This window comes from Microcoleus sp. OTE_8_concoct_300 (assembly GCF_031383065.1).
In the GTDB taxonomy this organism is placed as follows: Bacteria; Cyanobacteriota; Cyanobacteriia; order Cyanobacteriales; family Microcoleaceae; genus Microcoleus.
On the sequence record NZ_JANMZH010000441.1, the window covers coordinates 1 to 11,323 of the forward strand.

The window sequence follows — 11,323 nt, forward strand, 5'->3', positions numbered from 1 at the left end:
GTCGTCTGTACTTCGACAATGTTTCGAGAGCTTGTTAGACCTGCAACACTGTTGAGCGTGACCTTAGAACTGTTTAATTGCTCCGGACAGAGCAGGGGACTAGCTACGCATCCACAGGGTGTCGTGACTCTCAAAACGTAGACAATTAAGCCTTAGTCTGGTCAGTACGGCTTGTCAGATTTCTCTTGCAAGCCCCGTGTCTTTAGACCGGGGTTACTGACAGAATTATTTTACCGACGCGCAAGTCCTATTAGATCCAAAAAAGACTCAAATGATCAGCATACCACGTAAAATCGGGGGTGAAAGACAAATAGCTCAACAGCTCGTCAGGAACCTCAGCCTGAAGGCATGAGGCTTGAAAGAGAAATCTGACAAGCCGTTCCCCTAGGGCCATCGTCTTAACTGACTACGTTTTTTGAGTCACGACACCCTGGAATGCGTAGCTAGTTCCTTGCTCTGTCGCTGAAGGTTAAACAGTTCGGTATGTCACGCTCGACAGTGCTTTGGGCCGGCGCAAGCTCATTAAACATTGGCGAAGTACAGACGACCTGGCAGGTCGTCTCTTCTACTCCGAAAGGAGATTGAGGCAACCATACCTCGCCGGAGGGGCAACCATACCCCTCCACCCCACAAAAGTTTTAACTCAATGTAAAGCCGTCCTAAAAGGACGGGGTTTCTAACCCATATTTCTGATGACCTTGGCGGAAAGACTGGCACAAGATTGGAAGTCACGACTTGAACAAGATTGCCCGGAGGAGAGTTCTAGCACTCGCGAGAGTGTTGTCCGCTGGCTGTTGGGAGACAGGCCAGAAAGATTTGACACTCTTAGTCCGGCTCAACTAACCGTCGCCTCCGGCGCGATCGACTTTTTATATCGAATTTTGATTTCTCGGTATCTGGGAGTACCGCCAGAAAAAGCTTACCGCAACTTGATCGGGCGGCTCGGCGGTTTGGTGGTGCTGCGGCAAAAAATCCAAGCGTGGGTTTCCCTGAGTCGCGACAGACAGCGCAGTGCGGTGGAGGTACTACAAGAAGTGATTCAGGAAATGCTCAATTCCGATCGCTACCTGCAGCAGCAAGTCGCCTGGATTGCCGAATGCACCTCAGACAGACGCCTGCGAAATGCTTTGCTGCTAGCGAGCACAGAAGAATACTGCTTGCGGCCGATCCGCAACCAGCCGCTGCTGGTGTACCGTTTTGTCAACTACCTGCGGCGTGCCCAGCGGGGCGGGTTGACGCAAGTCCCTGCAGGAGACTGGGTGCGGCTCGTGTCGGAACAGGTTCTACCCGACGATACAGACGAACCGCTCAGCCTGTTAGACGAACAGGCTATGTCCGAGTATCGAGAAAATCAAGCTTGGGAAGAGCAGCAAACTCAGCGGCAGAGTGTCCAACAAGAATTTGAGAATTACTTGGCCGGCCAAGTCGATCCGCTGGCTTCCCGGTGGCTGCAGCTTTACCTGCAAGGTCGTTCCCAAGAGGCAATTGCCGAGGAGTTGAAGGTTCCAATCAAGCAAATTTACCGCTTGCGAGAAAAAGTCAGTTACCACGCGATTCGGGTTTTTGCGGTCAAACAAGCACCGGAATTAGTCGCTAGCTGGCTGGAAACTTCGATCAAAGAACACAGTTTGGGCTTGACTCCTGCTCAGTGGCAGCAATATTTACAAGACCTCACGCCGGTGCAGCGGCAGTTGCTCGAATCGCTGAAAGCAGGGAAAACTGTAGAGACCATCGCATCTGAATTAAAGCTGAAAACCAATCAAGTCATCGGCGAGTGGAGCAAACTCTATTTAGCAGCTCAATCGCTCCGCAACAAGTAGATTGGTAATGGGTGGCGGGCAATTGCTAATTGTTACTTGGCGGTAGCATTTTTCAGAATCCGCGCTACAAATCAATTCCCCAACAGCCACAGAGTGCCCAGAGTTTCCCCGTGGAAAACCGCGCGATGCCCATTGTATCAAATCAGGTTAGATCGATCGGGATATCGTAGCGCGATCGAAGACGATCGCGATCAAAGACGATCGCAGTCAACTCTCTGGGCTAAGATACTAGCAGCACGATCGACTTTTTAGGATTTTTTAACCACTCCTAAATTTAGCGGTTGCCCGTAAATCTCGGTTGGGGTGCATCTATAATACTTGCGCATTAAAGACATAATTCTGTCGTTGCCAGCCACGGAAATCAATCTCGTGCGATCGATGATAGTTGGTCTAGACTGCGCCAGTCATCATGTAGTTCTCAATCTTTTGGTAGAATTTGAGGCTGCAATACAGAAGGGAGAAAATTCAGGGACTAAGGATTTTTTATTTAATAAAAGCTTCCGGTTGTGAGACCAATTCCTTCCTCAGGAAAGTTGCAGCGTTAAATTTTATCGCATCAGGTTGGTGCGTGGCGCTCGATCGCGCTTCCAACTACAGAGCAGCTAATGGTACATACATCTTCAGCAGACACGGCAGCTACCATGGACTCCGATCGAATATTTCAACTAATCGACACAGTTGTCCCCTTTGAAGCTTGCCTTTACTATCAAGTTTTGCCTTTATCTCTAGAAGGTAATCAGTTTAAACTGGGCGTAGTCGATGCCGAAGATGACTCCGCCTTGGACTACGTGCAGCGGATTTTAGCTTACATGAATTGCTCAGTCACAACAGAGCCAATTGCCTCGGAAATTCAGCGCTCGATCCTCTCAGCTTACTTGCTCCACGGGAGCCAGCTTACAGAACCCAGCCACACAGAAACCGCAGCAGCCCCAACACCCACAAATCCCGCACCACCAACTTCACCCCCCAAAGCAGAAACGCTGCTGTCTAGGCCCGAACCCTCGATGCCCGCTCGTGAGCGGTTTAAACCTGCAGGCGCTGATGTTTCCCCGACGCCGACACAGCTATCGGTTTTGAATGTCGAGGCCTTGCACTTGTCAAGCCCAGTCGAAGTTTTGACAACTTTGCCCGCGCCGCAACTGCTGCAAGAATTGCTCGCTAGAGTGCTGCTAGACGGTATAGGCCGCTTGTTTTTTGAGCGGAACCAATCCCAAGGCCGCATTCTTTGGAGTCAAGACGGCGTTTTGAAATCGGTGCTCGAAGGTATCGATATCGTCCTTTTCCAAGAGGTCATCGACGAGTTGAAGCGGCTGACGGATATGCCTGTTTGCCCGGTGGAACAGCCCAAACAAGTCGAAGTTGAACGCATATATCAAGAAACTCATTTGCTGTTGCGCTTGCGGGTAATGGCGGTGGACGGCAAGGAAGAAGCCACGCTGCAAGTGTTGCGGGGAGCAGCTTTGAGGTTTTACCAGCAGCAGCAGTTGTCTAATTTGAGTCGGGACGCGCTGCGACTGGCCGAAGAATTGCAGCGGAAAGTGAATGAAATTCGCGATCGAACTCGGCTTTCTCCTGTGCCTTTAGAGGGCTTGCCCGCTTTGGAAAAAGTGATTAGAAATCTTGACGACCAAATTGAAGCTTTGATGCACGAACACAATCCCTAGCAGCCCTAATTAGGAATAGATGACAGTTTTCGCGATCGGACTCGCTTACCTCTCAAACCGGGTTTCTTCCTATATTTCTTCTTTATTTATTCGTCCGCCTATGCGGACGAAAGTTTTTGTAGTAGCGATTTCATATCGTTTCCGGTCGAGCGACCGCGATTTTTGTAGGGGAGGGTTCGCCAACAATACCTGCCAACAATCTCCCATCTCAAAAACCCGCCCCGACCGGAATATTATGGTTAATCGATCGGAGATGATATCAATCGCCTAGTCCGAGCGAGATGTTTTTCACTGCACGAGTCTCAACCGTGCTCAAAAACATCATTGTACTGCAATAAATCCAAACTCACAAAAACTGGCAAACACTGAAAACATTGCTGTGCAATTGCCCAGCGTTCTTCTCGCTGCAACATAGCAGTCAACTTTTGTTTAGCGCTCAGCAAATAGCGGACATCGTTCGCAGCATAATTTAGTTGATCGTCAGAAAGATTAGTCGCATTTCCCCAGTCGGAACTTTGAGAAGTTTTATTTAATTCTACCTTTTCCAGTTCGAGAATTAACTCTTTCAATCCGTGTCTGTTGGTATAAGTTCTAGCAAGTTTACTAGCTAGTTTTGTGCAGAAAACTGGTGCAATGTCAATACTTAAATTGTAACGCATTGTTGCCATATCAAAGCGCGCAAAATGAAATACTTTCTCAATATTTTCCGCTTCCATTAACTTCTTTAAATTCGGTGCTGCTGTCTGGCCTTTGGCAATCCGCACCACTGCAACTTTACCTTCGGGATTGCACAACTGCACCAAGCACAGCCGATCGCGCCACGGCATCAAACCCATTGTTTCCGTATCAACGGCGATCGCCTCTGCTGTCAAATAATAAGATAAGAGAGAATCGGGAAGATCGCGATCGCACACTTGAAAATCTGCAAATTCCATTATTAGTAATTGTTGACTGTTGACTGTTGACTGTTGACTGTAAAATCTGCAAATTCCATTATTAGTAATTGTTGACTGTTGACTGTTGACTGTTGACTACCCTCTTCCCTCTTCCCTCTTCCCTCTTCCCTCTTCCTTCTGACTTCTGACTTCAGCATCTATAGCCGTTCGATCGCGTGGTGAGGTATGCCCCATGCCCAATGCCCCATGCCCCATGCCCTATGCCCCATGCCCCATGCCCCATGCCCTATGCCCCATGCCCCATGCCCTATGAGCACCTCATGTTACTGAGAAAGGCTATACCTCACACTCGATAATTAATCCGTATCTCCGTGTCCGGAGCCCTGTCGTGCCTTCCTTCAGCTTACCAGGTGCGAACAAAAAGCTGAGTAAAATAATACTCGCCTTTGGCATTTTTAGCAATCCCAATTCCAGTTAAATTAAACTGACCCTCCATATTCTTGCGGTGGCCCTCACTTTTAATCCAACCATCAACAGCCTTGCGTACCGGGTCGCTGTAGCCCATATTGTAAGCAACATTTTCAGCTACACTTTGATAAGGAATAGTAATTGCTTTCGCCCGCCCTTCAAATCCATCGTGGCTGAAACGTACTTTACCGTTAGCCATATTTTCGCTGTGAATTCTTGCTATCTGAGTGATTCGCGGATCGACACTCAGCGGCGGCAACTTTTTAGATACTCGGTATTGATTTATCTGTTGGTTAACCGCTTTTTCTAAGTCAGTAATAGCACTCGAAGCAACATTAGTATTCATGGAAGTTTCCGGCAGCGATCGCGCAGGCATGAACGTGCCACACTTTGGCAGCATGATTGTTAACAATCCCACGCACGTCAAAATTAAACCTTTGGACATGAAATCAAACGAAAAATAAAGTTAATTGTTACCATTAGTGTCAACTTAATGCCAAAAGTAATATGAATATACCGTCTGACGATCAGCCTCTCGATCCCCCCTAGCCCCCTTAATAAGGGGGACGAAAGAGCGCTTCGGGTTCCCTTATTAAGGGAGGCGAGGGGGGATCTAGACTTCGATACAAACGAGAGAGACAAAGGATTTTAGTCTTAAGTTGACACCAATTAATTGTTACTAATTCCTACAGAGCGAGATCCCCACATTCCGCGCAACTAGATATCCAGAACCTTCGCCACAGTGTTCACATCTTTGTCGCCGCGTCCCGAACAGTTAAGCACAATGCGCGGATTGCCTGTTAGCTGAGGGCATAGAGTCTCTAAATAGGCGATCGCGTGAGCAGTTTCCAAAGCCGGAATAATCCCCTCCAACTGCGAAAGCCGCTGAAATGCTTCCAGCGCTTCTGCATCAGTTACGCTATAATATTCAGCTCGACCTGCATCCTTCAAATAACTGTGTTCCGGCCCCACGCCCGGATAATCCAAACCCGCACTAATCGAATGTGGCTCAATCACTTGACCTTCATTATCTTGCAGCAAATAACTCATGGCCCCGTGCAGAACACCCACACTTCCTTTAGTCAAAGTAGCAGCGTGTTTCTGGGTATCCACACCTTCGCCCGCCGCTTCAATACCAATCAATCTGATAGTTTCTTCCCCGACAAACTCGTGAAAAAGGCCCATTGCATTAGAACCGCCGCCAACGCAAGCTAATAAAATATCCGGCAAACCACCCCACTTTTCTTGACACTGAGCGCGGGTTTCTTGACCGATTATCGCATGGAAATCGCGCACCATCATCGGGTAAGGATGCGGGCCCGCTACGGAACCGAGAATGTAATGAGTTGTCTCCACGTTTGTCACCCAGTCGCGAATCGCTTCCGAAGTCGCATCTTTCAGCGTTCCCGTACCCGCCGCCACCGGCCGCACTTCGGCACCCATCAGCCGCATTCTAAACACATTTAAAGCCTGTCTTTCCATGTCGTGAACGCCCATGTAGACAATGCATTCTATACCGAAACGAGCGCAAACTGTGGCGGTAGCAACGCCGTGTTGACCGGCACCAGTTTCAGCAATTACCCGCTTTTTGCCCATGCGTTTTGCCAGCAATGCTTGAGCTAAAGCGTTGTTAATTTTGTGAGCTCCGGTGTGGTTTAAATCTTCGCGTTTGAGGTAAATTTGCGGGCCAGTTCCGTCTGCTTTAGCATAGTGCTCGGTGAGGCGTTCGGCAAAATACAAAGGGCTGGGGCGGCCGACATAATCTTTGAGTAATTGTTGGAGTTGCTGTTGAAATTCCGGTTCGCTGCTGTATTTGTGGAAAGCGGCTTCTAGTTCAAATAAAGCCGGCATCAGGGTTTCGGGGACGTATTTGCCGCCGAATTTGCCGAATCTGCCGAGGGAGTCGGGGCGTTGAGTGCTGGTTTCGGTGGTGAGATGCAGGGGTGTGACTGTCACGAACTTTGTGCGGATAATGGGACAGATTTCATTATATCGAGTCGATGGGGCTGTGGGCGATCGGGTGATCTCGCCAGGGGGTAGGCAAATCGCTGAAATGTCGATTCGGTCGTTAACCCCCTTGATATGTTGCTGGGCAAGGGTTTAAGCGATTTTTTTCGGGGATTGGCGCTGTTTGTCTTGACAATTTTCCACCCCCTCGCAAATAGCCTCTGGACACATTAGACCTCTTGCAAAAATAACTAGGACGGGCAAGATGCCCATCCCACAAGAGTTATTTTTTCTTGTGGGATGGGCATCTTGCCCGTCCCATCAATTGATGAAAAGGACTTTTGCAAGAGGTCTACTGTTGGAGGCGCGAACCGAGATTAACTGCATCGCCAATGACGGTGGTATCGATGCGAAAGTTACCGCCTACTGTTCCTAGCCTCAAATTTCCTGTATTGATGCCAATGCCAATTTCTATGGGTTGGCGGTCGAGTAGTTGTCGGCTGAGGTTGTATTCAGCGAGGATTTTCAACATAGTCACCCCTGCATTCACCGCACTATCGGCACTCACTTCAAACAGTGCCATGATTTCATCACCAATATATTTATCAATAAAACCACTATTTTCAATAATTGCAGGTTCCATCCGCCGGAGATAGCCATTGATAAACTTAAACGTATCTTCTGCGGTCATTTGCTCCGAATGGGTTGTGAAAGCACGGATATCGGCAAACAAAACTGACATTTTTTTCTCTATAGATTCTCCCAGTTTAATTTCGTTGATATTTTTTCGAGCCAGAAATTGCAAAAATTGACGCGGAACAAATCGGGAAAAAGCTTCATTAAGTTGGAACAATTCTTGGGTAAACTGTTCTCGTTCGCCTTCAGCTTGTTTGCGATCGGTGATATCATGGAAAGTCGCGATCGCCTGAGAAATTTTGCTTTTTTTATCCCGAATGGGTGTAGCCGAGACTTCTAAAGGAACGATCCGATCGGGGTAATGAATTTCGATATCCTCAGCCCGAACTGTTTCCCCGGCTAAAGCGCGCACGATCGGCGATTTCTGTGCGGGATATAATTCCTCAGTTCCCCCCTGATAAATTTTGAAATCCCTTGAACTTTGCTCGATTTTGGTTTCAGGTAAAATGTCTAGCTGGAGTAATTCCTTGGCTTTCTGATTGGCATAAGTTATTTTTCCCGCATTATCGTGAACTGTAACACCAATGGGCATTGCTTCTAAAATCTGAGTCAGGCGACGTTCATTTTCCCGCAGTTGAGCATTCTGTTCTTCGAGTTTTTTGATTCGCCAATACTTGCTGAGAGCTTCTTTAACCGTCAGATGGAGATCCGTAGCATCCCAGGGTTTGGCAATATAACGGTAGAGATTAGCTGAATTCACAGCATGGCCCACTGCATCTGCTGCGGATTGACCGGTGAGCATAATCTTCAATACATTGGGATATTGGGAATGAATCTGACAGAGGAGTTCGTCGCCTTTCATTCCCGGCATCAGATAGTCAGAAACAACCGCAGCAGTTTCGATACCTTCTGCTTGCAGTTCTTCGATAAGTTCTAGGGCTTCTTCACCGCTTTGGGCCGCTTCAATCTGGTAATCTTGACCGAAGTTTATTTGTAATTCCTCAGCAAGACCTTCCAACAGCATCGGTTCGTCATCTACCACAAGAATTGCTAGTTCGTTCATCCTAATTTCAGGGCTGTTGTGATGGTTTCGAGCAACTCTTCTTGCCGCCACGGTTTATGAATGCAGCAGTACAGATTAGCTTCCCGCTTGGCTCGTTCAATAGCTTCCCCATCGGCTTGTCCGGTTAACAGAATCTTTGTAAGATCGCCGAATTGCTGGTGGACTTGAACTAAAAACTCGTCTCCCCGCATTCCGGGCATCAACCAATCAGAGACAATTACAAGAATCTTGACTCCCCCGTCAGTTAGCTCTTCAATAATTTCTAGAGCTTCCTCACCACTTTCGGCAGCTTCATACAAAAATTGCTCGCCAAAGTGACGGCTAATTTGCTTTTGAAGAACTTCTAGGATAACTATTTCATCATCAACACAGAGAATTGCTACTTCAGTCATATTTTTATGGTTATCGAATTGAGTTCATGTCCGGTCATCTAACTATTATATGTTTGTAGTAAGGACTTCAGTCCTTTGTTACGGATTTGAGCAAAATGCGGAGGCGCATTCCTCACTACAAACCTCTTTTGTTACGGTCACTCGACCGGATATGATATGAAATGCCCGTCAAAGACGAGCTTAAAAAAATGATTGATTTTGTCATCTATATTACCGCATAGGCAGCGTCACCGTGAAGGTAGTTTTGCCACAGACAGATGCAAAAGTAATTGTTCCCTGATGTTTTTCCACGATTTTTATGACAATATCCAGCCCTAAACCGCTCCCTTCTCCTGCTGGTTTGGTAGTGAAGAAAGGTTGAAAAATTCGCTCTTGAATATCTGGAGAAATCCCACAACCAGAGTCTGTGACTTCTACTACAATATTTCGCTCTTTCTGATGCACGCCGATTTCCAGCGTCCCTTTGCCATCCATAGCTTGAACTGAATTGTGAATTAAGTTTGTCCACACTTGCACGAGTTCGTCGGGATAGCAAGGAATCTCTGGAACGGGTTGATAGTGACGAGTGACCTCAACACCTTTCTTTAGATAATTGTGATACAATTCGAGCACGTTTTCAATGTTGTCAGTAATCTGGATCGATCGTTTTTCCCCAGTGTGGTCGTAACGAGCGTAGCTCTTGAGGGCGAAGACTATTTTTGAAGCTCGTTCGACGGCGTTGTTAATGTTTTGGCTGTTGGCTTGCAGGCGGGCAATATCGTAGGCAATTTGTACGATTTGGTGGGCTTGGGGCGTTTGCAGCAGGGATAGTTGAGAGTCAAAACTCTGATGTATTCCTCCTTCTGTTAGCAGGTGAGCCAGTTGTTTGGCATTGGCAATGTGATGGGATTCAAGCTGTTGAGTCAGCGTGCGTTTAATTTGGCGTTTTTCGCGGGTACTGAGGCTGGATTGACTGCTCAGAGCTTGTTTGAGGACGCTGAAAAAGTCGGCTTGCTGTTGCTCGGTGAGTTGGGGCAACAGTTGGGGCAGTTGAAACAACGAGGCTTCTAAGGCTTTATCCGTGTTGCCGATCGCGGCGCGAATTGCTCCCAAAGGCGTGTTAATTTCATGGGCTACCCCGGCCACCAGTTGTCCGAGGGCAGCCATTTTTTCCGATTGAATTAGCTCGTTTTGAGTGGCTTGGAGAGTGTCGAGGGTGTTTTTCAATTCCCGAGTGCGATCGGCAACTTGATGTTCTAAAGTTCGGTTGTAGTTTTCGAGAATTTTCTGAGCCTGTTTGCGATCGCTGATGTCGAAGAAAGCGGCGATCGCGTATGCAATCTTGCCTGTATCATCAAAAATTGGCGTCGTGGAAACTTCTAAGGGAAGTATCTTATCTGGTTGGTGAAGTTCTAAATCGTCAGCTTTGGCTGTTTCACCCGCTAGGGAACGCACGATCGGCAGTTGGTCAGTGGGGTACAAATCCTGGGTGCCGGCACGATAAATTTGATATGCTTTGGCTATTTGCTCGGTTTTGGATTCTGGTGCTGTGTTGAGGCCGAGTAACTGTTGTGCTGTCTGGTTGGCATAGTGGAGTTGTCCTGTGGGTGAGTGGATAGCGACACCCACGGGCATTGCTTCTAGGAATTGAGTCAACCGTCCTTCGCTTTCTTTAACTTCGGCGTAGAGTTTGGCATTGGCGATCGCGATCGCCGCTTGCCCCGATAATAGTTGGATAATTTCCAATCTGTCGGGGGTAAAGGCTTCTGTGGTGAGATTATTTTCCAGATAGACAATGCCGCCCAGTTGACCTTGATTAATCAGCGGCGCACATAAGATAGATTTGGTTTTATTCGCTTTGATGTATGGGTCAAGTGTAAATTTGCCTTGATTTGCCGCATCGTTCTTGACAACTGTTTCTCTTGTACGGGCAACATAGTTGACGATCGATGCGGATAAGTGGTTGTGAATGGGGATTGACTGCAATACGGTGATGCGATCGGCATCCACCTCCCCAGAGGCTTCGATCGCCCATTCTCCTACCTCGTTCCCTGTCTGAGACTGAGAACACAAAATGAGAAAACCTGTTTGCGCCCCAGCATTCTCGATGAGAATCTTCATCAAGCTGGCAAGTAACTTATCCAGCACAATCTCACCGGAAATCGCTTGAGAGGCTTTCATGACGCTGGCGAAATCTAACGCTTCACCTGACTGACTACCACTTGTGGACTTGATAGTTGTCGTAGAGGTAGAGGTAATGCTTCTGGTGGCAGATGATTTGGGCAGTAACTGCAGGTATTTTGCTTCCAAATCCTCGACCCTGACGGGGCGACAGGTCGCCTGAAGAGCAGACAGGGAGGGCACTCTAGACAAATAGCATGAAAAAAGATAGGGTAAGAAAGCTTCTTACCCAAAAACAATTAAATGATACCAAAATTATATCATGCCCATTTGTCAA

General features: G+C 47.6%; 8 protein-coding genes. 2 read left to right on the forward strand and 6 right to left on the reverse strand.

Annotated features, from left to right (window positions below; all coding sequences use genetic code 11):
- Positions 1-692 precede the first annotated feature (692 nt).
- A complete protein-coding gene (locus ACUVJL_RS20075) occupies positions 693-1,820 on the forward strand; it encodes a HetZ-related protein 2 (protein WP_445247446.1) in 1,128 nt (375 codons plus the stop codon).
- Between the two features lie 605 nt (positions 1,821-2,425).
- A complete protein-coding gene (locus ACUVJL_RS20080) occupies positions 2,426-3,484 on the forward strand; it encodes a hypothetical protein (protein WP_445247447.1) in 1,059 nt (352 codons plus the stop codon).
- A 302-nt stretch (positions 3,485-3,786) separates the two neighbouring features.
- On the opposite strand, the gene ACUVJL_RS20085 is transcribed toward ACUVJL_RS20080, so the two are convergent.
- The 6 genes from ACUVJL_RS20085 to ACUVJL_RS20110 form a co-directional block, all read right to left on the reverse strand.
- The gene (locus tag ACUVJL_RS20085; RefSeq protein WP_445247448.1) at positions 3,787-4,419 is read right to left on the reverse strand and encodes a ribonuclease D; all 633 of its coding nucleotides are present in this window, start codon (positions 4,417-4,419) and stop codon (positions 3,787-3,789) included.
- A 364-nt stretch (positions 4,420-4,783) separates the two neighbouring features.
- Positions 4,784-5,293 carry a CAP domain-containing protein gene (locus ACUVJL_RS20090; RefSeq protein ID WP_445247449.1) on the reverse strand — a complete coding sequence of 170 codons (510 nt, stop codon included), beginning with the start codon at positions 5,291-5,293 and terminating at the stop codon, positions 4,784-4,786.
- A gap of 272 nt (positions 5,294-5,565) precedes the next feature.
- Positions 5,566-6,804: a tryptophan synthase subunit beta gene (gene trpB / locus ACUVJL_RS20095; protein ID WP_445247450.1), complete on the reverse strand. Its 1,239-nt coding sequence runs from the start codon at positions 6,802-6,804 to the stop codon at positions 5,566-5,568.
- Between the two features lie 343 nt (positions 6,805-7,147).
- A complete protein-coding gene (locus tag ACUVJL_RS20100; RefSeq protein WP_445247451.1) occupies positions 7,148-8,494 on the reverse strand; it encodes a response regulator in 1,347 nt (448 codons plus the stop codon).
- The gene (locus ACUVJL_RS20105) at positions 8,491-8,886 is read right to left on the reverse strand and encodes a response regulator (protein WP_445247452.1); all 396 of its coding nucleotides are present in this window, start codon (positions 8,884-8,886) and stop codon (positions 8,491-8,493) included. The genes ACUVJL_RS20100 and ACUVJL_RS20105 overlap by 4 nt, the downstream gene beginning before the upstream one ends.
- A 210-nt stretch (positions 8,887-9,096) precedes the next feature.
- Positions 9,097-11,175, reverse strand: a complete 2,079-nt coding sequence (locus ACUVJL_RS20110; protein WP_445247453.1) for a GAF domain-containing sensor histidine kinase — start codon at positions 11,173-11,175, stop codon at positions 9,097-9,099.
- Positions 11,176-11,323: the final 148 nt, after the last annotated feature.

Coding starts and splice junctions, on each gene's coding strand:
- ACUVJL_RS20085 (WP_445247448.1), bottom strand. CDS start 4,419: ATGGAATTTGCAGATTTTCAAGTGTGCGATCGCGATCTTCCCGATTCT.
- ACUVJL_RS20090 (WP_445247449.1), bottom strand. CDS start 5,293: ATGTCCAAAGGTTTAATTTTGACGTGCGTGGGATTGTTAACAATCATG.
- ACUVJL_RS20075 (WP_445247446.1), top strand. CDS start 693: ATGACCTTGGCGGAAAGACTGGCACAAGATTGGAAGTCACGACTTGAA.
- ACUVJL_RS20080 (WP_445247447.1), top strand. CDS start 2,426: ATGGTACATACATCTTCAGCAGACACGGCAGCTACCATGGACTCCGAT.
- ACUVJL_RS20105 (WP_445247452.1), bottom strand. CDS start 8,886: ATGACTGAAGTAGCAATTCTCTGTGTTGATGATGAAATAGTTATCCTA.
- ACUVJL_RS20100 (WP_445247451.1), bottom strand. CDS start 8,494: ATGAACGAACTAGCAATTCTTGTGGTAGATGACGAACCGATGCTGTTG.